The sequence below is a fragment of the Amycolatopsis benzoatilytica AK 16/65 genome, assembly GCF_000383915.1.
GTDB classification, from domain to species: domain Bacteria; phylum Actinomycetota; class Actinomycetes; order Mycobacteriales; family Pseudonocardiaceae; genus Amycolatopsis; species Amycolatopsis benzoatilytica.
On record NZ_KB912942.1, the window covers coordinates 1,143,981 to 1,168,052 of the forward strand.

The following is a 24,072-nucleotide window of genomic DNA, read 5'->3' on the forward strand; positions in this document are numbered from 1 at the left end:
CGACGGGGCCGCCGTTTCGAGGGGTGCGGCCTCGTCGTCACCAGCAGGAGGGCTCGTGCGCGGCCGGTCCGGCCGCGCACGAGCGCTCAGGCGGGAAGGTCCACGAGATCCGCCAGCCGGGCCCGGTGCCGTCCGGGCGTGCCGAACGCGATCTGGTCGCTCTTGGCCCGCTTGAGGTACAGATGCGCCGGGTGTTCCCAGGTCATCCCGATTCCGCCGTGCAGCTGAATCGCTTCCTCGGCCGCGTGCACCGCGATCGGCGCGACCCGGGCCTGCGCGACCGCTACCGCGATCGGCACGTCGTACCCGCCGGCCAGCGCGTCCGCGGCATACCGCGCCGTCGCTCGCGCGTTGACCAGTTCGGTGTACAGATTCGCCAGCCGGTGCTTGAGCGACTGGAACCCGCCGACCGGGCGGCCGAACTGGTACCGGCCCTTCAGATACGCGACCGTCTCGGTCAACGCCCATTCGGCGATCCCGGTCTGTTCCGAAGCGAGCAGACCGGCGGCCACGGTCAGCGCGTGCTCCACCGCGTCCGCGGCCGCCGCACCGGAGCAGATCAGCTGCCCCGGAGCCGACTCCAGCACCACGTCCGCGACCCGGCGAGTCAGGTCGAGCGAAATCGCTTCCTGCACCGAAGCGGCCGAAGCCTCGACGGCGTACAGCTCCGGGCCGTTCGGGCCGGCTGCCGGGACGATCAGCACCGAAGCCGCCGACGCATCGACCACAGTGGACACTCGGCCGGTGAGCACCCCGTCCCGGGCTTCGACTGCCGAAGGGAACGCCGAACCCGGTGCGGTCGACAACGGCACCGCCAGCGCCCCGGTCACCGCCCCCGACGCGAGCTGGGGGAGCAGGTCGGAGTCCGTCCCCAGCAGCGCCGCGGTCGCCAGCACGGCACTGCCCAGGAACGGCACCGGCGCGACGCTCCGGCCCAGCTCTTCCAGCACGACGGCCACCTCGCGCGCCGAAGCGCCGTGTCCGCCACGGGATTCCGGCACCATCAGCCCGGCGGTGCCGAGGTCGGCGGCGAGTGTGTGCCACAGGTCCAGGTCGTACGGGGTGTCCGTCTCGACCCGGGCGAGCACCGCGGCCGGCCCGGCTTTGTCCGCCAGCAGCGCCCGCACCGAAGCCCGCAGGTCCTCTTCCACCTCGGAATACAGCAGGTCCGGCGAAGTCATCGCGGCAGGTCCTTCCAGGCGACGTCCTTGTCCACTCGCGGCTCGGACGGCAGCCCCAGCACGCGTTCGGAGATGATGTTCCGCAGCACCTCCGAGGTGCCGCCCTCGATCGAGTTCCCCTTGGCCCGCAAGTACCGGTAACCGGCGTCGCGGCCGAAGAAGTCGACCTGTTCCGGACGGCGCATCGTCCAGTCGCTGTACCGCAAGCCCTCTTCGCCCAGCAGTTCCAGCTCCAGGCCGGACAGCTGTTGGTTGAGCTCGGCGAACGCCACCTTCATCGCCGAACCTTCCGGCCCCGGCGCGCCTGCCGCGAGCTGCTGCCGCTGCCGGGTTCCGGCCAGCCGCAGCGACTCGGCCTCGACCCAGTGCTGCACGAGCCGGTCCCGCAGTTCCGGCGTGCGCAGCTCCGGCCGCTCCCGCCAGGTCTTCGCGACCAGCCCGATCATGCCGCCCTCGCGAGGCATGGCGGTGCCGCCGATCGCGACGCGTTCGTTCATCAGCGTGGTCTGCGCGACCTTCCAGCCCTCGCCGACCGCGCCGAGCCGCTGCGTGTCCGGGATCCGCACGTCGGTCAGGAAGACCTCGTTGAACTCCGCTTCGCCGGTGATCTGGCGCAGCGGCCGCACCTCGACCCCGGGCGCGGTCATGTCGCACAGGAAGTACGTCATGCCCTGGTGCTTCGGCACGTCCGGGTCGGTGCGGGTGACGAGGATGGCCCACTGCGCGAGGTGCGCGCTGGACGTCCACACCTTCTGCCCGGTGACCACCCAGTCGTCGCCGTCGCGCACGGCGCGGGTCGCCAGCGCGGCCAGATCCGAGCCGGCGCCCGGTTCGCTGAACAGCTGGCACCAAACCTCTTCGCCGGTCCACAGTGGACGCAGGTAGCGGTTTTTCTGTTCCTCGGTGCCGAACGCGAGAATGGTCGGCGCGGCCATGCCGAGCCCGATCAGAATCCGGCGCGGGTTGTTGTCCGGAGCTCCCGCGTCGGCGAACGCGGCTTCGACCTCGCCTTGCAGGTGCCGTGGCGCGTCCTGTCCGCCCAACCCGGCCGGGAAGTGCACCCAGGCCAGTCCGGCGTCGAAGCGCGCCCGCAAGAACTCCAACGGGGACAGCGACTTCGGGTCGTGCTCGGCGAGGAAAGCGGCGACCTGCGCGCGCAGCTGCTCGGCGGTCACTTGGCCGCCTCCGTCCGGTACTTCTTCAGCTCGCGCCGGGCCAGCGAACGCTTGTGCACCTCGTCCGGGCCGTCGGCCAGCCGCAGCGTGCGGATGCCCGCCCAGATTTCGGCCAGCGGGAAGTCCTGCGAAACGCCGCCCGCGCCGTGCGACTGGACCGCCTTGTCCAGGATCCACTCGACCGCCAGCGGGGTGGAGATCTTGATCGCCTGGATCTCGGTGTGCGCGCCCTGGTTGCCGACGGTGTCCATCAGCCACGCGGTCTTCAGCACCAGCAGCCGCTGCTGCTCGATCCGCACCCGCGATTCGGCGATCCAGTCCTGCACCACGCCCGAATCGGCGATCGGACGGCCGAACGTCTCGCGCGACAGCGTGCGCCGGCACATCGCTTCCAGTGCCCGCTCGGCCATGCCGATCGCGCGCATGCAGTGGTGAATGCGGCCCGGCCCGAGCCGGGCCTGCGCGATGGCGAACCCGGAACCCTCGCCGGCGATCAGGTTCTCGGCGGGCACCCGCACGTCCTCGAACAGCACCTCGGCGTGCCCGCCGTGATCGCCGTCGGTGTAGCCGAACACCTGCATGCCGCGCACCACGGTCACCCCGGGCGTGTCGCGCGGGACGAGAATCATGCTCTGCTGCTTGTGCGCGGGCGCGTCCGGGTCGGTCTTGCCCATCACGATGAAGATCTTGCAGTTCGGGTTCATCGCGCCGGTGATGTACCACTTGCGCCCGTTGATGACGTATTCGTCGCCGTCGCGGCGGATGCTGGTCGCGATGTTGCGCGCGTCCGAGGAGGCGACCTCCGGCTCGGTCATCGCGAACGCGGAGCGGATCTCCCCGGCCAGCAACGGTTCCAGCCACTGCTTCTGCTGCTGCTCGTTGCCGAACATGGTGAGCACTTCCATGTTCCCGGTGTCCGGCGCGGCGCAGTTGACCGCGGCCGGCGCCAGGTGCGGGCTGCGTCCGGTGATCTCGGCCAGCGGAGCGTACTGCAGGTTGGTCAGCCCCGCGCCGTGCTCGCCGGGAAGGAAGAAGTTCCACAGGCCGCGTTTGCGCGCCTCCGCCTTGAGGTCTTCGACGATCGGCGGCGGCGACCACGGGTCGCTGCGCTCGGCCAGCTGCTCGTGGAAGACGGCTTCGGCAGGGTAGACGTGTGAATCCATGAACTCGAGCAGCTGACCACGCAGCTCCTCGGTACGGGCGTCGAACGCGAAGTCCATCAGTTCTCCTCAGTGAGGGTCTTGGTGCCCTGGTCGATCAGCGGGGCGACGGCGGCACCGATCTGGTCGAAGCCTTCGCCGACGGTTTTGCCTTGCTGGAAACGGAAGTAGATGCCTTCGAGGATCACCGCGAGCTTGAAGTAGGCGAAGCTCACGTACCAGTTCAGCGCGGACAGATCGCGGCCCGAGCGCTGCGCGTAACGCGCGATCGTCTCGGCGGTGTCCGGGTAGCCGGCCGCGGAACTGGCATTGGACACCATCGGCAGCGAGAGCTGGTCGCGCTGCGCGTAGGTGACCATCAGGCCGAGGTCGGTGAGCGGGTCGCCGAGGGTGGACATTTCCCAGTCCAGCACCGCGGTGATCCGGTCGTCGCCGTCGACCAGCACGTTGTCCAGCCGATAGTCGCCGTGCACGATGGCCGGCGCTCCGGACGCCGGGATCGCCGCGGCGAGCCGGTCGTGCAGGGCGTCCGCGCCGGGCAGGTCGCGGCTGCGCGAGCCGTCGAGCTGCTTCTTCCACCGGCGCAGCTGGCGTTCCAGGAAGCCGTCCGGGCGGCCGAAATCGCCGAGCCCGACCGCGGCCGGGTCGACCGAGTGCAGGTCGACCAAGGTGTCCACCAGCGAGTCGGCGATCGCGCGGGTGCGCTCCGGGCCGAGCCGCTCCAGCTCTTCGGCGGTCCGGTACGGGGTGCCCTCGACGTACTCCATCACGTAGAACTTCGCGCCGAGCACGTCCGCGTCCTCGCAGAGCAGCACGGTCTCCGGCACCGGCACCGGGGTGCCGGCCAGGCCGCTCATCACGCGGAACTCGCGGCCCATGTCGTGCGCGGTCGGCAGCACGTGCCCGAGCGGCGGGCGGCGCACGACCCAGCGCCGCGTGCCGTCGGAGACGATGTAGGTGAGGTTGGACCGCCCGCCCTGCACCACGTCCGCGGTGAGGGGGCCGGACACCAGGCCGGGCCGCTCTCGGTCGAGATAGGCGCGCAGCCGTCCCAGATCGAGGCCGGGCGGGTCGGTGGGGGTCATCGGCGGGACTCCACTTCGTACGAGTTCAGATCGCCCCAATGCCACATTGGGTGCGTGGGATGCACCGAATGCCACATTGGGTGCGTCAGATGCACCCAATGTGGCATTGGGGCTCGGGCGGGACGGTCAGACGATCAGCCGGGACACCATCTCGGCGACGCAGGCGGGCTTGTCCTCGCCCTCGATCTCGACGACCCAGCGCACCACGGCCTGCTTGCCGCCGGGCACGTCGGTCAGCTCGACCAGCTCGGCGGCCCCGCGTACCCGCGCGCCGACCTTCACCGGTTGCGGGAACCGGACCTTGTTGAGCCCGTAGTTGATGCCCATCTTCAGCCCGTCGACCCGGTAGATCTCCGGCAGGAAGCTCGGGATCAGCGACAGGGTGAGGAACCCGTGCGCGATGGTTGTGCCGAACGGGCCGGCGGCGGCCTTCTCAGCGTCCAGGTGGATCCACTGGTGATCGCCGGTGGCGTCGGCGAACAGCTGCACCTGTTCCTGGCTGACGGTGTGCCATTCGCTCACGCCGAGCGGCCCGCCCACTGCTTCGGCGAGTTCGGCGACGTCGGAGAACACGCGCATCGCGATCAGTCCTTCGGTCCGCCGGCGACGTAAATGACCTGGCCGGACACGAAACCGGCCCCCTCGCTGACCAGGAACGACGCCACGTTCGCGATGTCCTCGGGCGTGCCGACGCGCTGCACCGGGATCTGCGAGGCGGCCGCGGCCTTGAAGTCCTCGAAGCTCATGCCGACCCGCTCGGCGGTCGCCGCGGTCATGTCGGTGGCGATGAACCCGGGCGCGATCGCGTTGGCGGTGACGCCGAACTTGCCCAGCTCGATGGCGAGCGTCTTGGTGAAGCCCTGCATGCCCGCCTTGGCGGCGGAGTAGTTCACCTGGCCGCGGTTGCCCAGCGCCGAGGTGCTGGACAGGTTGACGATCCGGCCCCACTTCTCCTTGGTCTGGTACTTCTGCACCGCGCGAGTCATCAGGAACGAGCCGCGCAGGTGCACGTTCAGGACCGAGTCCCAGTCCTGCTCGGTCATCTTGAACAGCAGGTTGTCGCGAGTGATGCCGGCGTTGTTGATCAGCACGGTGGGCGCGCCGAGCTCTTCGGCGACGCGGGTCACCGCGGCTTCGACCTGCTGGGCGTCGCTGACGTCCAATGCCACGCCGACCGCACGGCCGCCGTCGGCGACGATCGCCTCCGCGCCCTGCTTGACGCCGGCCTCGTCGAGGTCCAGCAGGCCGACGGCGAACCCGTCGGAAGCGAGCCGGCGGGCGACGGCGGCGCCGATGCCTCGGCCGGCACCGGTCACGATGGCCACACGGGAAGCGGTCACGGGGTCTCTCCTCATCGTCGGGGAAGGGTCGGCAGCGCCGGGGCAGGCTCGGACTGCCTGCGCAGAATGCCACGACGCGGCCCCCTGCGCTGGCGGCTAAGCGTACGCTTATTACGCGTCGACCGCGAGCCCCTTGCCGCGGCCCGGTGCGCTGAGCGCGGCGAGCGCGAGCAGTTCGGTCAGCGCCATGCCGCGTTCCACCAGGCCGAGCGGGATGAGCAGCCACCAGTGCTGTCCGGTCAGCGCGGCGACGGCTATCGCCCCGATAATCACCGCGAACCAGGCCAGCGCGGCGATCGCGAGCGCACGGACCAGCCACCGGCGACGCGGCTGGTCCGGAAACGCGGCGCGCGCCGCGACGAGCACGGCAACCGGAAGGCAGACGAACGCGACTACGCTGGCAGCCCGGTGCAGCGCTCCGCCCGGACCGGAACTCGCGGCGGCATTGGCCCAGTCCGTCTTCGGGAACGCGACGATCACCAGCAGCCCGGCCGTCCACAACGCCCCCAGCACCGCGGCGGCTCTCGGCAGCCGGCCCTGCAGTCGCAGCACCGCGAACGCGATCGCCGAGCCGGCCGCGACCAGCACAACAGCCAGGTCGAACATCCACTTGTGGTCGGACAGCCCGTACTCGCTGATCGTCCGCCACGTCGCGCTGATCTCGTTGGTCGGCAGCACCACCTGCAACAGCAGCATCAGCACGGCACCGAGCGCGAGTGCGCCGATCCCGGCCAGCGAAAGCAGAGCAGGACGGCGGTCCGCGCGCACGGTTGTCATGCACCCAGCGTGGCAGGGCACGGATGTGCCCACGGTGAATCAGGCGGCCCGGCCGGACCCGGTGACCTGCGCGCGCATCGTGCGCAGCGCCTGGTGATCCACAGTGGACGGTTCAGCGGACAGCCAGCCGCCGACCTCGTGCAGGAACTGCTCGGGCGTCATCGGCGGGGCGGGTTCGCCGTCCGGCTCCGCGGTGGTGATCTCGCCGTCGCGGCTGGGGTACACGATCATCGCGCCGCGCAGGACGACGCCGGGCAGCAGTTCGCGATAGCGCTCCAGGCTTTCCTCGAGCCGGCTGCCGCCGCCGCGGAACAGCCGGCCGTTGCGCAGCACCCGGCCGTCCTCGGCGGTTTCGTAGTGTCCCGGAAGCCACAGCTTCGACTCGATGAGCACCAGGCGTTTTCCGCACAGCACCGCATGATCGACATCCGCGAACACCGAACCTGGCCAGGCGAGACCGTGGAAGACGCGCGCGCCCGGAAGCCGCGTCAGATAACGCTCCAGCAGTTCGGCGGTGAGCCTTTCGGCCAGCTCGTCCGCCTCGGTGCCGGGGGAGCCGAACACCGGACTGCCGCCGAACTCCTCCGCGAACGCGTCCCCGGCGCGGCGCGCGGCCAGGTAACCCCGGGCCAGCTTCGCGACGAGCAGCGCCGTCCCCGCGGTGAGCGCGAGCCAGACGAAGAGCACCGGCGGGGTGAAGTCGGCCCCGACGACCAACGGAAGCAGCACAAGAGCCATCCCGGCGACCGCCGCGACCACCGGAGTGTGCCCTGGCCCGCGCCGCCGCCCGTGCCGCATCCGCGGGTCCTCCGCGGCGAACTCCCACCACTCCAGGTCTTCGGGATCGATGTCCGGCGCGGCAGGCGCGAACCCCGGCTGCTCGCCGAACCGCCGCCGCGGCCGGGGCCTCGGCACGGAAACCGCCGGAACGCCCGCGTCGTACCGGGCGCGCAGATCGGGGTCGGCGAGGGTGTCGTACGCCTCGCGCAGCAGGTGGAACGTGCCGACCGTCCCGCCCGCGTCCGGATGCAACGTCTTGGCCAGCCGACGATAGGCGGCCTTGATCTCCGTGGGGGACGCGGTCTTCCCCACGCCGAGTACCGCGTAGTAGTCGGGCACGGTCGGGTTCCACCTCCGGACGGTTGCCGCGCAACGATATTCGGTCGGCGGTGCGGGGTGTCATCCGCCTCCGCGGCGCGCCCGAGTGAACGTCCGGGTGCGGGATGCGGCTGCGGTCGCCCGCCTCGGTTGACGGGGTGTTCGACCAGGCACGGGCGGCGGCGAATCGCGAACGGTCGTCGCGGGGCTGCGGGCGGACTGCGGTGAGGAGGGCGAGAACGGGCGAGGAGGTCTGAGGGCGTCTTCTTCTGTCGTGTCCTTTGCGGCGGCGGTGGGCGAGTACCGGGGTTCCCGGGGCGGAGGAAAGTACCGGCCGCCCCAGCCGCCCGGTTGCGCGGTGCCGACACCCATCGCGGACGCCCCGGTTCCGCGGTGCCGACGCCCATTGCTAGCACCCCGCCGCCGCCCGTCGGCCTCCCCGGCTCGCAGCTGCCGGAAATGCCGGTTCCGCCCACCGGCACCCCGACGGCTCTCCCGGCCTGCCCGTCCCACCGTCCCCTTCCCCAACTCCCGCACCGGTTTCGGCAACTTTCCGGGCGCAGACCTTTCGGCCCAGTTCATCTTATGTTAAGAACCTTTACTAACTATTGCGATGGAGGACACGACGTGAGCTCACCCACCCGCCCGGGGGAAGCCGCGGCTCTTCCGCGGACCGGTCTCGAACGCCGAATCGGGCCCCTGCAGGCGACCGCGATCAACATGACGCAGATGTGCGGGATCGGCCCGTTCGTCACCATCCCCGCGATGGTCGTGACGATGGGCGGCCCGCAGGCGATGTTCGGCTGGATCATCGGCGCGATCATCGCCCTCGCCGACGGGCTTGTCTGGGCCGAACTCGGCGCCGCACTGCCCGGGGCCGGCGGCACCTACATCTATCTGCGCGAGGCGTTCCAGTACCGGTCCGGCCGGCTGATGCCGTTCCTGTTCGCGTGGAGCGCGGTGCTCTTCATCCCGCTGATCATGTCCACCGGCATCATCGGCCTCGTCCAGTACCTGGGCTATCTGGTCCCGGGCGTGACCGACGCCGGCGGCGTCACCCCGCTCGGCAAGGTCATCGGCATCGGCATCGTCGTGGTGATCGTGCTGTTGCTGTTCCGCAAGATCGGGCAGATCAGCAAACTCACCACCGCGTTGTTCCTGATCATGCTGTTCGCCGTCTTCGCGGTGATCATCGCGGCGTTCACGCACTTCGACGCGCACCAGGCGTTCAACTTCACCCCGGGCGCCTTCTCCGGCGGCGGCGCGTTCTGGTCCGGCCTCGGTGCCGGCCTCGTCATCGCTGTCTACGACTACCTCGGCTACAACACCACCGCCTACCTGGGCGGCGAGGTTCGCGAGCCGGGCCGCACCATCCCGCGGTCGATCATCTTCTCCATCCTCGGCATCATGGCGCTCTACTTCCTGCTGCAGGTCGGCGTGCTCGGCTCGACCCCGCTGGAGCAGGTCAAGACCGCGACGTCGGTCGCCTCCTCGGTGCTGGAGCAGGCGTGGGGGACCGTCGCCGCCAAGATCATCACCGTCTTCATCGTCATCGCCGCGGTCGGCTCGGTGTTCGCCGGGCTGCTCGGCGGTTCGCGGGTGCCGTTCGAAGCCGCCCGCGACAAGGTGTTCCTGCCGGTCTTCGGCAAGCTGCACCCGAAGCTGCACATGCCGACCGCGGGCGTGCTCGCGATGGGGGCGATCACCGCGATCGGCTCGCTGTTCGACCTGACCGACGTCATCAACGCCGCGGTCACCGTGCTGGTGCTGATCCAATCGCTCGCGCAGGTCGCCGCGATCATCGTGTTGCGGCGTCGGCAGCCGAACCTCAAGCGGCCGTACCGGCAGGTGCTGTACCCGGTGCCGACGATCATCGCGCTCGCCGGATGGGTCTACCTGTTCTACTCCGCCACCACCTTGTCGAAGCTGCTCTCAGTCGGCTGGGTCGTGCTGGGCGTTCTCGCGTTCCTGGTCTACGCGCGCAAGGAAAAGGTGTGGCCGTTCGGCCCGAAGGAAATCCGCGAGGCGTTCGCGGGCCAGCCGGAAGGAGCGCAGGCATGAGGAAACCGCTGATCGCGGGGATCACCGCGCTGATCCTGGTTCCCGGGGTGGCGACGGCGGTGTCGACGGCCGGTGCCGCGCCCGTGCAGCAGCCGGAAACGGCGACCGGCCGGCCGCACGGCCAGTCGGCCATCGGTCTCGGCGGCTGGCAGGTGCTGACCACCGCGCAGGTGAAGGACGACGGCGCGGCGGTTTCGAAGCCGGGCTACGCCACCGGCAGCTGGTTGAAGGTGAAGCCGGACGACGCGGGCGCACCGGGCACCGAGATCAACGCGCTGGTGCAGAACAGCAAGTGCGCCAACGTTTACTACTCCGACAACATGCGCAAGTGCTTCGGTTACGTCACGCAGCTCGGCCCGGTCGCCACGAAGCCGTTCTCCGACCCGTGGTGGTTCCGCACCGATTTCGACCCGGGTTTCCGGCAAGGCAAGAACGCGAAGCTGACCATCCCGGGCATCGTCGGCGAAGGCGACGTGTGGGTGAACGGCACGCTCGTCGCGGGCAAGGACGTGGTGAGCGGCGCCTACGCGGGCCACGTCTTCGACGTCACGAAGCTGCTGCGCCCGGGCAAGAACACGCTCGCGGTCAAGGTGTACCCGAACAACCCGAACACGATGTACACACTCGACCAGGCCGACTGGGCGCAGATCGCGCCGGACAACAACACCGGCCTGCAGTACCCGCCGACCCTGCAGCTGTCCGACGCGCTGAGCGGCGACAACGCGCACGTCGTCCAGGACAACGCTGCGGATCTGTCGACGTCTTCGCTGACCGCGAAGCTCGACGTCACCAACGACGCGGACAGTGCGCAGACCGGTGACGTCACCGCGACCGTCACGCCGCCGGGCCAGGGAACGCCGATCATTGTCAAGCAGAGCGTCACGGTTCCCGCGCACAGCAAGCAGACCGTGACGTTCACGCCAGCGAAGTTCCCGCAGCTGAAAATCGCCAAGCCGCAGGTCTGGTGGCCGTACTCGATGGGGGCGCAGCCGCTCTACACACTCGGCACCGAGGTCGCGCAAGGCGGTGTGGTGTCGACCTCGTCGTCGGAGACGTTCGGGATCCGGACCGTGTCGTCGAAGCTGGTCGGCAAGTCGGCGGCGCTGCCGGACGGCGCGCGGCTGTTCTCGGTCAACGGCAAGGACTTCGTCTTCCGCGGCGGGGGATTCGCGCCGGATCTGCTGCTGCGCTACGACAAGGCGGACATCGCGCACCAGCTCGCGCTGATCAAGAACATGGGGCTGTCCGGCGTCCGGCTCGAAGGCCACGACATGCCCGCGGACTTCTACGACCAGGCCGACCGGGCCGGGCTGCTGGTGCTCGGCGGTTTCCTCTGCTGTGACGCGTGGCAGCCGGAGAAACCGGAGAAGCTGACCGATCGCGACTACCGGATCATGCACGACTCGGCGTACTCGATCGCGCAGCGCGAACGCAGCCACCCGAGCGTGATCGTGTACGGCTGGAGCGACAACGCGCCCATCCCGCGGCAGGAGACCGAGACGCTGAGCGCGTTCAAAGCCGCGGACTGGAACGTGCCGCTGATCGCGTCTGCTGAGTACAAGAGCACCAAGACGCTCGGCCCGTCGGGGGAGAAGGAGGGACCCTACGACTGGGTCCCGCCGTCCTATTGGTACGACTCCTCGACCTTCGACAAGACCGACCCGAGCCGCACGAACGCGGGCGGCGCCTGGGGCTTCGCGAGCGAGCAGAGCGCCGGGCACACCGTGCCGACGCTGGACTCGATCCGGCGGTTCATGTCGCCGGCGGAACAGGCCAAGCTGTGGCAGGACCCGGCATACAACCAGTACCACGCGAATTTCGAGTCCGGGCACGGCGGCTACAAGTTCGGCACGCTGTACACCCTGGACGATTCGATCTCGCACCGCTACGGCAAGTGGGACTCGCTGGAGTCCTATGTGGAGTCCGCGCAGATCGCGAACTACGAGAACACCCGCTCCCAGTTCGAAGCGTTCCTGGCGCACTCCAAGGACAAGCAGAACCCGTCCACCGGAGTGGTGTACTGGCAGCTCAACAAGGGCTGGCCGACGCTGCTGTGGTCGCTGTACAACAACGACGGCGACCAGCCCGGCGCGTACTTCGGCGCGCAGAAGGCGAACAAGCCGCTGCACGCGCTTTACGCCTACGACACCGGCACGGTCGCGCTGGACAACCTCGGCGCTTCCCGGCTGGACGGAATTTCCGTGCAGGCCAAGGTGTACGACCCCGCGGGCAAGGTGCTCGACGACCAGTCCACCGGCGCGGTTTCGCTGGACAGCCAGGGCGTCGCGACCGGGCTGCTGAAGCCGAAGGTCCCGGCCGAGACGAAGGCCCCGGCCAAGGCCCAGGTGTACTTCGTGGAGCTGCAGGTGCGCCGAGGCGGAAAGGTCGTGGACCGGAACGTCTACTGGATGTCGACGCAGAAGGACGTCGTGAACTGGGCGAAGACGCTGCAGCAGCCCCAGGCCACGATGAGCCAGTACGCCGACCTGACCGCGTTGCGCGACCTGCCGAAGGCGCAGGTGGGCGTAACCGCGTCGACCAGCCCGGCCAACGGCCCGGACGGCGCGGACACCCAGACGACGGTCACCGTCACCAACACCTCGCCGACGCCGGCCGCCGCGTTCTTCCTGCGCGCCGACCTGCGCCGCGGCGGTGCCGCCGACGCGGATTCGCAGCTCGCGGCGGCGACCTGGGACGACAACGACATCACGTTGTGGCCGGGCGAATCGCAAACGTTGACCGTCCGCTACCGGGCCGCCGACCTGCGCGGCGCGTCCCCGGTGATCAGCGTGGACGGGTTCAACACCGGCCGGGTCGTGGTGCCGGCCGGTCCGCACCGGGGCGGTCACGGGACCGTCCCGCCGGTCATCGAGGGGACCCGCGAGTGACATCGGACGATCTGATCCTGGGCATCGACTTCGGCGGCACGAAAGTGGCGCTGGGGCTGTCCGACCGGACCGGGAGCCTGCGGGCGACCCGCCGGCTCGACACCGACGCGGAAGCCGGTGCCGAGCAGGTGGTCACCCGCGCGCTCGCCGCCGCGGCCGATCTCGCCGAGGGCTCCCGGATCAGCGCGATCGGGGTGGTCAGCCCGGGCATCGTGCTGCCGGACCGGATCCTGCTGGCCCCGAACGTGCCCGGCTGGGAGGAGCTGCACCTGGCCGAGCTGGTGTCGGCGGCGTTCCCGGACGTGCCGGTGACCGTCGGCACGGATGCGAAGGCGGCCGCGCTGGCGGAGTGGAAATGGGGCACGCTGGCCGGTGCCGACCCGGCCGTGTTCCTGTCGCTGGGCACCGGCATCGCGGCCGCGGTGCTGGTTCGCGGCCGCCTGCTGACCGGCGCGAACGGCGCGGCCGGGGAGCTGGGATACAACCTGCGCACCCCCCAAGACACCGAGGGCTTCAAGAGCGGAGCGGCGCCGCTCGAAGAAGCCGTCGGGGGCCGGGGGCTGGGCACGCGGGCGACCGCGTTGCTCGGCCGCCCGGTGACTGCCGGCGAACTGTTCGCGCTGGCCCGCGAGCACGCCGAGGCGAAGGAGCTGGTCATCGCGGCGCTGGACGAGCTGTCCATGCACGTGGCCAACCTGGCGATCGCCTTCGACCCGACCCGCATCGCCGTCGGCGGCGGCCTGGTCCGCTCGGCGGACGTGCTGCTGCCGGCCCTGCGCGAACGTCTCGCAGCGGCTGTCCCGTTCCCGCCGGAGCTGGTGCCGGCCCGGTTCGACCAGGACGGCGCGCTGCTGGGCGCGGTCGCCCTCGCGCTGGGCGAGGGCTGAGTTCTCCGTGGCCGGCAGGGCTGCCCCGACGCCCTGCCGGCCACGGCTTCCACCTCGGAGCCGGTGTCTCCCGGTTTCCTCCCGCCACCCGCGAGCCGCTCGCGGGTGGCGTGCTCGTTCCGCGCTCGGCCGGTGAGGCGGGCCGACGACGGCCATTGTGGCGAGGGGCCCGACAGCTCCGGGCCAGGCAAGCTGGCCGGGTGATCGGCGTACACAGTGGACCGGTGCTGGTCACAGCGTGACGGGCGTCTCCGCCCCGGACCGCTGCGGGGGTGGGGTGCGGTACTGTCGCGACCATGGGGAGTCTCCGTTCGCGTGTCCTCGCCTGGGCCGGCCGCCGCTACCTCGCGCGCCAGCAAAAGCGGGGTTTCGATCTCGAGAAGATGGCGCTGCTGCCGGATTCGGCGCTGGAGCCGTTGCGCAGGCACGGACTCGACCCGGTGCCGGATCTCGGCCGCCTGCGTGCCGAGGCTCCGATCAGCAAGCTCGACCTGCCGTTCGGGATGAACGCCTGGCTGGTGACCGGCTACGAGGAGGCGAAGGCTGTCCTCGGCAAGGGCAGCGAGTTCAGCAACGATTTCACGAACCTGGTCGGCAACGCGGGCGTCACCGAGGACCAGAACCCGGGCGGGCTCGGGTTCGCCGACCCGCCGGTGCACACCCGGCTGCGGAAGCTGCTCACGCCCGAGTTCACGATGCGCAGGCTGTCCCGGCTCACGCCGCGGATCGACGAGATCGTGGCCGACCGGCTGGACGCGATGGCCGCCGCCGACGGTCCGGTGGACCTGTGGGAAGAGTTCGCGCTGCCGATCCCGTCGCTGACCATCTGCGAACTGCTCGGAGTGTCCTACGAGGACCGCGCTGACTTCCAGCGGCTGAGCACGGCCCGGTTCGACCTGTTCAGCGGCGCGGGCGCGTCGCTGGGGGCGATCTCGGAATCGCTCGGCTACCTGCTGGAGATCGTGCGCAAGCAGCGCGAACAGCCCGGCGACGGCCTGCTCGGGATGCTGATCAAGGAGCATGGCGACGAGATCGACGACCGGGAGCTCGCCGGCCTGGCGGACGGAATCCTGACCGGCGGCCTCGAGACGACGGCGAGCATGCTGGCCCTCGGCGCACTGGTGGTGCTGCGCGACCCGGCCGCGTTCGAAGCGGTCCGCGGCGACGACGACTCGGTGCACCGGTTCGTGGAGGAGTTGCTGCGCTACCTGACCGTGGTGCAGATGGCGTTCCCGCGCTTCGCGAAGCAGGATCTGGACGTCGCCGGCGTGCACATCAGCGAGGGCGACATCGTGCTGGTTTCGCTGTCGGTCGCCGACCGCGACCCAGTGCTCGGCAAAGGCGATTTGGACCGGTTCGACCCGACCCGCGAGCCGTCGTCGCACTTGGCGTTCGGCTACGGGATCCACCGGTGCATCGGTGCGGAGCTGGGGCGCATGGAGCTGCGCGCGGCCTACCCGGCCTTGGTGCGGCGGTTCCCGAAGCTGCGGCTGGCAGTGGAGCCGGAGGAGCTGGCGTTCCGGAAGGTGTCGATCGTGTACGGGCTGGATTCGCTGCCGGTGCTGGTGGACTGACCTCAAAGCCAGGAACTTGAGGCGACGCTGCGGGTGTCTTGAGCCGCGTCTGCCCAGGTCGACGGAGCTGGCCGGGGCCAGCGGGTGGCGGGAGGTCCGTGAAGGGCCCCTTGAGGGAATCAGATTCCCTCAAGGGGCCCTTCACGGACCTGATGAAACGGCTATATCGTCGTCAATCGGTTATTTCGGTGGCGCTGGCGGCCTTTATGGATGGCCCGCCGGCGGACGCGTCGCAGCTCAAATTCCTCGCTTGGACTCTGAGCCCGTGAAGGTAACCTTCGCGGACGTCCCACGCCGTGCCCGCGGTCCGTCGGCTCCGCCAAGCCGCTGTCGCTCCCACGGCCGGGCTGCCCCCGAGCGCCGTGTCACGCGCCGCTCATCGGACCCCGCGCGGCCGGAACTGGATGCTGATCCGAGGCCCCACTGCCCTCGCCGTCTTCGGAATGGCGTGTTCCCACGTCCGCTGGCAGGACCCGCCCATCACGATCAGGTCGCCGTGCCCCAGCGGATACCGCACCGATTCCCCGCCTCCGCGCGGGCGCAGCGCGAGCTGCCGTGCCGCGCCGACGGACAAGATGGCGACCATCGTGTCTTCGATCCGGCCGCGGCCCAGGTCGTCGCCGTGCCAGGCCACGCTGTCTTGGCCGTCCCGGTAGTAGCACAGCCCGGCCGTGCGGAACGGTTCGCCCAGTTCAGCCGCATAGTGCGCGGTCAGCGCCTCCCTCGCCTCGGCGAGGACCGGGTGCGGAAGCGGCCGCTGCTCCCGGTAGAAGCACAGCAGCCGGGGGACGGCGACCACCCGGTCGTACATCTGCCGCCGCTCCTCTTGCCACGGGACCTCGGCCGCCAGGTGCTCGAACAGCTCGTCCGAGCCGTCCAGCCATCCCGGCAGCACGTCGATCCACGCGCCCTGCCCGAGCTCGGTGCGGCGCAGGCCGGACAGCGGTCCCAGTGCGGTCGGTTCGCCCGCGCCGAACAGCGAACCCTGAAGTGCCTGACTCATGAACCCACCGTACCTGAAGTTCGAACACCTGTTCGAGCTAATCTGCCGGTTTGGGGTGCGCGGTCACGACGAGCCGGTGCATCCTGGCATCGGGAGCGGATTCGTGGTGATAGCGGGAGACGAGGTCGGCGACGAGGGCGGTCAGTTCTTCGGTGAAGGCGGAGCGGTCGCGGGCGGAGGCGAAGGCGATCTCCGCGTCCAGGGTCAGCGTTGAGAGCGGTTTGCCGGCCCGGGCGGCGCGGCGGACGAGCCCGGCGACCTCGCGCAGGGTCCGGCCGGCGACGGCCAGCAGGTAGCTCGCCGAGAGGCGGTCGGCCTTCACCCGGACGGTGCCGGCTGGGCCCAGCGCGGCGGGGGAGAGCAGGTAGGAGCCGGCGGTGGCGACGAAAAGGCGTTCGGTGAGGCCGCCCCATTGCCGGGTGCCCGCGGGCTCGACCAGGCCGTGCGACTCGAGCGCGCGCAGGTGGTAGTTGACCTTTTGCCTGGTCAGCTCGACGCGGGTGGCCAGCGCGGCGGCCGAGGCCGGTTCGGTCAACGCGGCCAGCAGCCGGGCGCGCACCGGGTCCAGTGCGATCGCCGCGACGGCGGGGTCCTCGATCACTACGACGTCCTGCATCCGCTGAGCCAAGCAGTGACAAACAAAGTCGTCAAGGCGGCCGCCCTTGTCCGCAATCGTCCGCGGACTTAGAGTGATCCACCAGTGGTCTGGACCTGTACCACCACCGCCGCCGCCCTGAGTTCCACGGAGGTTGGCACGTGCGCACGAGAACCCGGATCGGCGGAGCGCTGGCAGCGGCGGCTTGCGGGCTCGCGATCCTCGCCCCGGCAGCGTCCGCGCAGGTCGGCGGCGGCACCTGGACGCCATGGTCGCCGAGCTACAAAGAGCAGCAGAAAGGCTGCGGCCAAGTCAGCGGGCTCACCTTCAAGCTGACCTGCTCGGACAGCAGCGGCGAGCAACGCGCCGAACGCCGCTACGAGACCTACACCGGCGGCACCCACCAGTTCGAAGGCTCATTCAAGATCACCAGCATGGCCGGTTCGCGGATCAGCCTGAAGCAGACCTTCCGCGACGGTTCGAACGCCGGCCCGTATTTCCTGCTGGCCGTCGAGAAGGGCGGCCGGCTCTACACGGTCGAGAACGGCCAGACCGTCGCCACCGGCGCGACTGTCGGCACCTCGGTGCGCGTCAACACGATCAACCAGCCTGGCAGCTCGCATCAGGTGTACATCAACGGTTCGCTGAAACAGACCGACGACAGCCCGTCCGGCAGCTACTACGACAAATTCGGTTCGTACCGGACGGCCAGCGGCGCTGGTCCGATCACTGTGGAGTGGAGCGGCATCAAATTCTGGACCAAGTGAGCGGGCACTAAGAGCATGCCTCACCTGGTGCTGACGTGATGGCTGCTCGACCGTCCGTGAAGGGACCCTTGAGGGAATCCAAGTCCCTGAAAGGGCCCTTCACGGACAGACCGGCGGACCGTTCGGCGCGCACCACCTGAGACAAGCTCTAAGTGTGTTTCTGGCAAAGGAAAACCCAGCTTTCGCCGCCAGGCTCTGCTCAACTCCGGCGCGCATTTCCTTCTGGCGAAGGAAAAGTAGCTACGAAAGCCATTCCGCAGGAGAATCCCAGGCCGTCAGCGCTCGACGGCTCACGAACCGCCGGTGCTCCCCGGTCATCGGGTCGTCGAACTCCAGCACCTTCGCCAGCAGCTGCAGCGGCCGGGTGAAGTCGTCGAGCGGTTTCTCCCGCAGGTCCGGGTAGAAATCGTCGCCCAGGATCGGGATTCCCAGCGAAGACATGTGCACTCTCAGCTGATGCGTCCGCCCGGTCGCGGGCAGCAGGCGGTACCGGCCCAGTCCGGCCCGGTGTTCCAGGAGCTCCACAGTGGACTCGGCGTTCGGCGGGCCGGGCACCTCCTGTGCCGCCAGCACCCCGCGTTCCTTGATGATCCGGCTCTGTACCGTCCGGGGCAGCGGCAAGGCCGGATCGTATGCCGCGATCGCCTCGTATTCCTTGCGCACCAACCGATCGCGGAACATCGTCTGATACGCGCCGCGCGCGGAAGGGGTGATCACGAACATCACCACCCCGGCGGTGACCCGGTCGAGCCGGTGCGCGGGGGAGAGCGTGGGCAGGTCGAGCGAGCGGCGCAGCCGGACCAGTGCGGTCTCCAGCACGTGCCGTCCGCGCGGGATGGTGGCCAGGAAGTGCGGCTTGTCGACCACCAGCAGGTGCTCGTCGCGGTGCAGGACGGCGACGTCGAACGGCACCGGGACCTCGTCCGGCAGGTCGCGGTGGAACCAGATGAACGAACCGGGCGCGTACGCCGAGTCGATGCCCAGCGGCCCGTCCTCGCCGTGGATGCGCTCCTCGCGCAGCATTTCCGCGATCCGTTCCGGGGCGACGCGCGGCAGCCGCTCCACAAGGTGCTCCAGCAGCGTCGCCCACGGGCCTTCGTCCGGCAGCCGCAGCCGGGCCGGGTCGAGGCCGTGCCGTTGCGGGATCGGGGCCGGGCGCTTGCGTCTCATCGGAGACCGAGTCTAGTCGCCGCTGTTCTGCCGGTAGATCGCGATGTACCGGGCGGTCGCTTCGGCGTTGGCCTCGGCGGCCTTCTCGCGCCGGATCCGCTTGCCGGTGCCGGGCGGGAAACCGTGCCGGGACAGCCGGTGGTCGATGCTCTCCTCCATGTAGGCGCACGAGTAGAAGTACGCGACCAGCGCGGCCATCAGCACGATCGCCAGCCGCAACCCGAGGGGGGCCGGCAGCAGCAGCCAGACCAGGCACAGCGGGGCGATGCCGACCGTCGAGCGCAGGACGTGCCGCGCCTTCCAGTGCTTGGACGTCGCGTCGTGCAGCAGCCAGTCGCGGTAGCGCTCGGGCAGCCGTCCGCCGGCCGCGTGCCAGAACCAGCGGAGAACGCCGGGCCGTTCGGTCATCGTTCCTCCTCGTCGCCACTCGGTACAGTACACTAATTATTAGCATACTAATCATTAGTGCGACGGAGATCGCGCTAGAGTGGGCTGGACCAGAAGGAGGTACGGGTGGCCAAGATCGATCTGGGCGAGGACCCGCTGAAACTGGACCGGCAGGTGTGCTTCGCGCTGTCGGTCGCCTCGCGCAGCGTGATCGCGATCTACCGGCCGCTGCTGGAGCCGCACCAGCTGACGCATCCGCAGTACCTGGTGATGCTGGCGCTGTGGGAGCAGTCGCCGCGGTCGGTCAAGGACCTCAGCACCGCGTTGCGCCACGAGCCGGCCACCTTGTCGCCGTTGCTGAAGCGGCTGGAGGCGGTCGGCTACGTCACCCGGGGCCGCAGCCGCGCCGACGAGCGGCAGCTGACCGTGGAACTGACCGAAAAGGGCCGGAATCTGCGGGCGGAGGCGGAGAAGATTCCGTACCGGGTGGTGGAACGGCTCGGCATGGAGGTCTCCGAACTCGAGGCGCTGCACGCCGCGCTGGGCCGGGTGATCCAGGCGACCGCCTGACCGCGGATTTCCGGCATAGTGGGAAGCGCCGACGCGGAAGAGGGGGGCATGTGCTGAAGATCCGGCTGGGGGTGGCGCCGGGAGTCGGGACCGGGCCGGCGGAATTCGCCGGACTGGCCGAGCAGGTCGAGGCGGCCGGCGTCGATTCGCTGTGGCTGTCCGAGATCGTCTACTCCTCCGACGTCGACCCGATGATCGGCATGGCGCACGCGCTCGCCCGCTCCAGCACCCTGAAAGTGGGCACTGGCGTGGCGATCCTGCCCGGGCGGAATCCGGTGCTGGTGGCGAAACAGCTGGTCACGCTGGCCGGGCTGGCTCCGAAACGCGTGCTGCCGGTGTTCGGGCTGCTGCCCGCGCGGCCCGAGGAGCGTGCGCTGTTCCCAGTGCCCGACGGCCGGCGCGCGGCGGTGTTCGACGAGTCGCTGACTGTGCTGCGGCTGCTTCTGCAACAGGACGACGTGCACTTTGACGGCGAGTTCTTTCAGCTCGACGGGGTCACCATCGGCCCGCGTCCGGCGAAACGGCTCGACGTGTGGCTCGGCGGAGCGGCCCCGGCCGCTTTGCGCCGCGCCGGCCGGTTGTCCGACGGCTGGCTCGGCAGCTTCCACACGCCGGACCAGGCCCGGGCGGCCCGCCTCCAGATCCAGGACGCCGCGGCCGAGGCCGGGCGCGAGATCGAACCGGACCACTTCGGGCTGAGCCTGGTCCTGGCGCCGCACGGCATTCCGGCGAGCCTGCGGGCGACGGCCGAACGGCGCAATCCCGGCCGCCCGGTCACCGAGCTCATCCCCACCAGCTGGGCGGAAGCCCGCCGGATGATCGAGCGGCACATCGACGCCGGGCTCACGAAATTCGTGATCCGGCCTGGCTACTCCGGCGACTACCGGAAGTTCCTCGACGAATTCGTCCGCGAGCTGGGCCCGCTGCAGAACTGACGGTCAGGCGAAGGTCAGCTGCTCTGTCTTGCGCGGCATGAGCAGCAGCGCGACGACGGCGAGCACGGACACCGCGACGATCGCGACGAACACGTTGTGCGCTGCGGCCGCGAGCGACTGGCGCACGTACTCCGTCGCCGGCGAGTTGTCGCGCGCGCCGTCCAAGACGCGGCTGGTCGCGTCGACGCTCGCTGGCAGGTGCCCGGCGACGTTCGCGGGCGGATTCGAGAACCGGGACGCCAGCGTCGCGTTGGCGATCGCGCCGAAGATCGCGGTGCCGACCGCGCTGCCCAGCGAACGGCTGATTATCTAGGTTCCCAGTAAGCGGCTACCTGGGCCGTGACCAGCGGTTTTGCGGGTCAACGCTGACTATGTTGCATCGGACGCCGCTACGAGTCAAGATAACGCCCGTGCCCGACATCGACCTGAGACCCCTTCTCTCCTCCTGGCAACTGCACCTCCGATCCGAACGGAAATCCCCCCGCACCCTCGACGCGTACACCATGGGCGTCACCCAGTTCTTCGCCTACTGCGACCGCGAGGACGTGCCGCTGGTCCTCGACCACCTGACCGTCAAAGCGTTCGTCGCGGACCTCCTCGAGCGCGGCGCCGAGGCCTCCACCGCCGTGAATCGGCTCTCCGCCCTCCGCCGCTTCTCCGCATGGCTTACCGACGAGGGCGAGCTCGACCGGGACGACCTCATCGGCGTCAAACGCCCCAAGGTCGACAACAAGGTCGTGCCCCGCCTCACCGACGACGAATGCACTGCCCTCGTCAACGCCTGCAAGGGAAAGACATTCCGCGACCGCCGCGACGAAGCGATCGTCCGGATCATGCTCGAAACCACCGTCCGCGCCGGCGAGGTGTGCGGCATGAACGTCGACGACGTCAACCTGCAACGCGGGCTCCTGATCGTGCGCGGGAAAGGCGGGAAGGAACGGTTCGTGCCGTTCGGGCCTCAGACGGCGTTGTCGATCGACCGGTACCTGCGGATGCGGCGCTCGCATCGCGATGCGGCGTCTCCTGCACTGTGGCTCGGTGGGCGCGGCGACGGCCGCTTTCGATACCACGGCCTGTACTGCGCGCTGGAGAAGCGTGCCGAGGCGGCGGGGATCGAGCACTTCCATCCGCACCTCACGCGGCACACTGCGTCGCAGCGGTGGCTGGCAGCCGGGGGCAGTGAGGGCGGTTTGATGGCGATCGCGGGATGGACGCGCCGCGACATGCTGGACCGTTATACGCAGGCGACGGCGTCGGACCGCGCCGCCCAGGAGTCGCGGGGCCTGAATCTCGGCGACCTGTAAGCGTTGGGGGAGAAGGGGAAAAGAGGCTGAAGACGCCCCCCCCCCCCGCAGTTTTACGGGAACCGTGCGGGGGCCGGGGGAAGCGGCCGCACCGGTTCGGGGTCAGAGCACACACAGATCTGCGATCGGGCGCAGGTTGACGTCGATGCCGCCGCACGGGGTCGGCGTCGGCGGTTTCGGCGCGGGGGTCGTTCCCGGCGGTTCCGGAGTCGACGTGCCAGGCGAGGCCGGGTGCGGCGGCTGCGCGGTGGTGGTCCGCGTCGCGACAAGATACGGCGGCGCGCCGGGGACAGGATGCTCGTGCGGTGCGGGCGCCCGTGCGGCGACTGTCGCCGCGGACTCCGACGACGACGTGGCCGTAGGCGGTGTCGTCGGCGCAGGGTCCGGCGTTGCCGGCGGGGCCGGCGGCGGGGGCACGGGCAGCGGAGTGACGGTGACCGGCGGCGGGGGTCCGCCGGCGATGGGGTTGCCGATGTCCGGCACAGCCATGGGGGTCGACGCGGCGACAACCGCGGTTGTCGCGACCGCGCCGACGAGCCCGACGACCGCGGCGGCGGGGTGTTCCTTGGTCCACGCGATGGTGGCCCCGGCCGCGCCGATCATGGCCATCGCGCCGCCTTTGATGATGCGCAGGACCGGTTCGGCGGTGCCTCGGCTGCCGCCGTCGTCGTCGGGGGCGCGGCTCAATGCGTCGAGCCGGGCCCGCGCGTCGAGCCGCCGGTGGAGTCTCCGCAGCGCAATCGCGTTGTGGATCATGACGCCCGCGATCACCGCGAGCAGTGCCAGTGCAGCCAGTAGAAGGAATATCACTAGACCACGAATATCGCCGTGGCCAGCGGTTTTCCACCCATTAATCGTTTCGCAATCCTACAAATAACCGGACGGAGCAGTGTTTAGCCTCGCCTAACGTCGCGGCGCTTCTCGTCGAACAGGCGTTTGCGTCGGTCGATGATGTAGGACCACTTCACGTCGTCCGTCTCGCCGCGGATCGCGAGCATCTCGTGCTCGACCTCGCCGCGCGGTTCGCGTTCGTAGACCTCGGCGGGGTAGAGATCGGAGCCGGCCGATTTCGGGACGAGTTTGTCGATCGCGTAGTCCATGAAGTCGTCGGTCGCGCCTTCGGGCAGATTCAGCGCTGCCTCGATCTTCCGCATGGTGGTCACGCGCGGGATCTTCTTGCCGGTTTCGATGTCGGAGATGGTGCGGACGCCGACGCCGGATGCAGTCGCGAGCTGGTCCTGTCGCGGCATGTTCTGGTCGGTGCGGAGCTTCGCCAGTTGCGCGCCGAGTGCCTCCATGCGGCGCTTCTTTTGCGTGTTTTGCGTGTCCACGTATGCAGGATGGGGGGTCGGGCGGCAGGGCGCCAAGGCACGGCGCTGTCCGGGTCGTCCCAAGATGCGCAGACTGCTCATGCATTCAAAGTAATTCATGCGACTACACGCAGTCAACCGGCCCGCTATACGCACTTCATGCTTGACTCTGTGCGCAAACTGCGTAATCTGCATACATGGCCATCCTCACTGGAGTCCGAGCCCGCAGGCAGCGCACCGGCGTCAAGTCCGGCGCGTTCGCCAAGCTGGCCGGCTACAGCCGGGCCGCGATGATCAGCATCGAGAACGGCACCCGGCCCGCCTCCCCCGAAGGCACTGTGCGCATCGCCGCCGCACTCACCGACCTCGGCGTCCCTACCGAGCCGGGCGAACTCGACGGCACCGTCCCCGACGACCCGCCGAAGCAGCCCAAGCGGGAACCGACTGCCCCGCCGAAACGACAGGACCGCGAACCGTCCAAGGGCCCGCGGCGAATCCCGAACGGCGCGGCGGCATGAGCACCCCGGAGCAGCGGCAGCTGGCGGCGCGCATCGCGTCGCACACGAGCTGGGCCCTCACTGAGGACCGCACCGCGCGCACTGCGCCCGGGACCCGCGCGTTCCTCGACCGGTTCGAGAAGCAGGTCGACCCGGACGGGGTCCTCGCCCCGGCCGAGCGCGCGAAGCGCGCCGAGAGCGCGAAGAAGGCGTACTTCCTCGGGCTCGCCGCGAAGTCTGCCGAATCCCGGCGCAAGCGCAAGGCCGCTTGACCCACAACAAAAAGGTGCCCGCCCCGGGCCGGGGGC

The 24,072-nt window shown here is 69.8% G+C and carries 25 protein-coding genes; 11 read left to right on the forward strand and 14 right to left on the reverse strand.

Features of this window, described 5'->3' with window-relative positions; all coding sequences use genetic code 11:
* Window positions 1-86: 86 nt before the first annotated feature.
* From AMYBE_RS0105405 to AMYBE_RS0105440, 8 genes are all read right to left on the reverse strand, one after another.
* On the reverse strand, window positions 87-1,181 hold the full coding sequence (locus AMYBE_RS0105405; RefSeq protein ID WP_020658326.1) for an acyl-CoA dehydrogenase family protein: 1,095 nt from the start codon (window positions 1,179-1,181) through the stop codon (window positions 87-89).
* Window positions 1,178-2,356, reverse strand: coding sequence for an acyl-CoA dehydrogenase family protein (locus AMYBE_RS0105410; RefSeq protein ID WP_020658327.1), 1,179 nt, complete (start codon window positions 2,354-2,356; stop codon window positions 1,178-1,180). Before AMYBE_RS0105410 ends, AMYBE_RS0105405 begins: the two co-directional genes overlap by 4 nt.
* Window positions 2,353-3,576 (reverse strand): acyl-CoA dehydrogenase family protein, encoded by a 1,224-nt coding sequence (locus tag AMYBE_RS0105415; RefSeq protein WP_020658328.1) that lies wholly within the window; start codon window positions 3,574-3,576, stop codon window positions 2,353-2,355. Before AMYBE_RS0105415 ends, AMYBE_RS0105410 begins: the two co-directional genes overlap by 4 nt.
* A complete protein-coding gene (locus AMYBE_RS0105420; RefSeq protein WP_020658329.1) occupies window positions 3,576-4,601 on the reverse strand; it encodes a phosphotransferase family protein in 1,026 nt (341 codons plus the stop codon). Before AMYBE_RS0105420 ends, AMYBE_RS0105415 begins: the two co-directional genes overlap by 1 nt.
* A gap of 126 nt (window positions 4,602-4,727) precedes the next feature.
* Window positions 4,728-5,180 (reverse strand): MaoC family dehydratase, encoded by a 453-nt coding sequence (locus AMYBE_RS0105425; protein WP_020658330.1) that lies wholly within the window; start codon window positions 5,178-5,180, stop codon window positions 4,728-4,730.
* 5 nt (window positions 5,181-5,185) lie between these two features.
* Entirely contained in the window at window positions 5,186-5,956 is a 771-nt protein-coding gene (fabG, locus tag AMYBE_RS0105430) for a 3-oxoacyl-ACP reductase FabG (protein WP_027927397.1), read from the reverse strand.
* Between the two features lie 96 nt (window positions 5,957-6,052).
* Window positions 6,053-6,718: a DUF998 domain-containing protein gene (locus AMYBE_RS0105435; protein WP_027927398.1), complete on the reverse strand. Its 666-nt coding sequence runs from the start codon at window positions 6,716-6,718 to the stop codon at window positions 6,053-6,055.
* A gap of 39 nt (window positions 6,719-6,757) precedes the next feature.
* Window positions 6,758-7,837, reverse strand: a complete 1,080-nt coding sequence (locus tag AMYBE_RS0105440; RefSeq protein WP_020658333.1) for a J domain-containing protein — start codon at window positions 7,835-7,837, stop codon at window positions 6,758-6,760.
* 606 nt (window positions 7,838-8,443) lie between these two features.
* On the opposite strand from AMYBE_RS0105440, the gene AMYBE_RS0105445 reads away from it, so the two are divergent.
* From AMYBE_RS0105445 to AMYBE_RS0105460, 4 genes are all read left to right on the forward strand, one after another.
* Window positions 8,444-9,877, forward strand: a complete 1,434-nt coding sequence (locus AMYBE_RS0105445) for an APC family permease (RefSeq protein ID WP_020658334.1) — start codon at window positions 8,444-8,446, stop codon at window positions 9,875-9,877.
* A complete protein-coding gene (locus tag AMYBE_RS40890) occupies window positions 9,874-12,765 on the forward strand; it encodes a glycosyl hydrolase 2 galactose-binding domain-containing protein (protein ID WP_020658335.1) in 2,892 nt (963 codons plus the stop codon). The genes AMYBE_RS0105445 and AMYBE_RS40890 overlap by 4 nt, the downstream gene beginning before the upstream one ends.
* Window positions 12,762-13,652: an ROK family protein gene (locus AMYBE_RS0105455; RefSeq protein ID WP_020658336.1), complete on the forward strand. Its 891-nt coding sequence runs from the start codon at window positions 12,762-12,764 to the stop codon at window positions 13,650-13,652. The genes AMYBE_RS40890 and AMYBE_RS0105455 overlap by 4 nt, the downstream gene beginning before the upstream one ends.
* Before the next feature lie 296 nt (window positions 13,653-13,948).
* Window positions 13,949-15,226: a cytochrome P450 gene (locus tag AMYBE_RS0105460; RefSeq protein ID WP_020658337.1), complete on the forward strand. Its 1,278-nt coding sequence runs from the start codon at window positions 13,949-13,951 to the stop codon at window positions 15,224-15,226.
* A gap of 376 nt (window positions 15,227-15,602) precedes the next feature.
* Here AMYBE_RS0105460 and AMYBE_RS0105465 read toward each other — a convergent pair whose 3' ends face one another.
* A complete protein-coding gene (locus tag AMYBE_RS0105465; RefSeq protein WP_020658338.1) occupies window positions 15,603-16,229 on the reverse strand; it encodes an alpha-ketoglutarate-dependent dioxygenase AlkB family protein in 627 nt (208 codons plus the stop codon).
* A gap of 37 nt (window positions 16,230-16,266) precedes the next feature.
* Window positions 16,267-16,845: an ArsR/SmtB family transcription factor gene (locus tag AMYBE_RS0105470; protein WP_020658339.1), complete on the reverse strand. Its 579-nt coding sequence runs from the start codon at window positions 16,843-16,845 to the stop codon at window positions 16,267-16,269.
* 140 nt (window positions 16,846-16,985) lie between these two features.
* Between AMYBE_RS0105470 and AMYBE_RS0105475 the strand changes: the two genes are divergently transcribed.
* Window positions 16,986-17,591: a hypothetical protein gene (locus tag AMYBE_RS0105475; RefSeq protein WP_020658340.1), complete on the forward strand. Its 606-nt coding sequence runs from the start codon at window positions 16,986-16,988 to the stop codon at window positions 17,589-17,591.
* Window positions 17,592-17,831: 240 nt separating this feature from the next.
* Here AMYBE_RS0105475 and AMYBE_RS0105480 read toward each other — a convergent pair whose 3' ends face one another.
* Together AMYBE_RS0105480 and AMYBE_RS0105485 are read right to left on the reverse strand one after the other, a co-directional pair.
* Window positions 17,832-18,761 carry an RluA family pseudouridine synthase gene (locus tag AMYBE_RS0105480; protein WP_020658341.1) on the reverse strand — a complete coding sequence of 310 codons (930 nt, stop codon included), beginning with the start codon at window positions 18,759-18,761 and terminating at the stop codon, window positions 17,832-17,834.
* 12 nt (window positions 18,762-18,773) lie between these two features.
* Window positions 18,774-19,169: a DUF5313 domain-containing protein gene (locus AMYBE_RS0105485; protein ID WP_020658342.1), complete on the reverse strand. Its 396-nt coding sequence runs from the start codon at window positions 19,167-19,169 to the stop codon at window positions 18,774-18,776.
* Window positions 19,170-19,274: 105 nt separating this feature from the next.
* On the opposite strand from AMYBE_RS0105485, the gene AMYBE_RS0105490 reads away from it, so the two are divergent.
* The 4 genes from AMYBE_RS0105490 to AMYBE_RS0105515 all read left to right on the forward strand — a co-directional run bounded on the left by AMYBE_RS0105490 (window position 19,275) and on the right by AMYBE_RS0105515 (window position 21,957).
* Window positions 19,275-19,718, forward strand: a complete 444-nt coding sequence (locus AMYBE_RS0105490) for a MarR family winged helix-turn-helix transcriptional regulator (protein WP_020658343.1) — start codon at window positions 19,275-19,277, stop codon at window positions 19,716-19,718.
* Between the two features lie 50 nt (window positions 19,719-19,768).
* Window positions 19,769-20,653, forward strand: a complete 885-nt coding sequence (locus AMYBE_RS0105495; protein WP_020658344.1) for a TIGR03854 family LLM class F420-dependent oxidoreductase — start codon at window positions 19,769-19,771, stop codon at window positions 20,651-20,653.
* A 37-nt stretch (window positions 20,654-20,690) separates the two neighbouring features.
* Complete coding sequence (locus tag AMYBE_RS0105510) at window positions 20,691-20,966, forward strand: hypothetical protein (protein ID WP_154676121.1); 276 nt, start codon at window positions 20,691-20,693, stop codon at window positions 20,964-20,966.
* 97 nt (window positions 20,967-21,063) lie between these two features.
* On the forward strand, window positions 21,064-21,957 hold the full coding sequence (locus tag AMYBE_RS0105515; protein WP_211226799.1) for a tyrosine-type recombinase/integrase: 894 nt from the start codon (window positions 21,064-21,066) through the stop codon (window positions 21,955-21,957).
* Between the two features lie 102 nt (window positions 21,958-22,059).
* Here the strand turns inward: AMYBE_RS0105515 and AMYBE_RS0105520 are convergent, their stop codons facing one another.
* Together AMYBE_RS0105520 and AMYBE_RS40895 are read right to left on the reverse strand one after the other, a co-directional pair.
* Window positions 22,060-22,767 carry a hypothetical protein gene (locus tag AMYBE_RS0105520; protein ID WP_027927401.1) on the reverse strand — a complete coding sequence of 236 codons (708 nt, stop codon included), beginning with the start codon at window positions 22,765-22,767 and terminating at the stop codon, window positions 22,060-22,062.
* Between the two features lie 83 nt (window positions 22,768-22,850).
* On the reverse strand, window positions 22,851-23,255 hold the full coding sequence (locus AMYBE_RS40895) for a helix-turn-helix domain-containing protein (RefSeq protein WP_020658348.1): 405 nt from the start codon (window positions 23,253-23,255) through the stop codon (window positions 22,851-22,853).
* Between the two features lie 209 nt (window positions 23,256-23,464).
* Between AMYBE_RS40895 and AMYBE_RS0105530 the strand changes: the two genes are divergently transcribed.
* Window positions 23,465-23,785 carry a helix-turn-helix domain-containing protein gene (locus AMYBE_RS0105530; protein ID WP_020658349.1) on the forward strand — a complete coding sequence of 107 codons (321 nt, stop codon included), beginning with the start codon at window positions 23,465-23,467 and terminating at the stop codon, window positions 23,783-23,785.
* The gene (locus AMYBE_RS0105535) at window positions 23,782-24,036 is read left to right on the forward strand and encodes a hypothetical protein (RefSeq protein ID WP_020658350.1); all 255 of its coding nucleotides are present in this window, start codon (window positions 23,782-23,784) and stop codon (window positions 24,034-24,036) included. The genes AMYBE_RS0105530 and AMYBE_RS0105535 overlap by 4 nt, the downstream gene beginning before the upstream one ends.
* The last annotated feature ends 36 nt before the right edge of the window (window positions 24,037-24,072 follow it).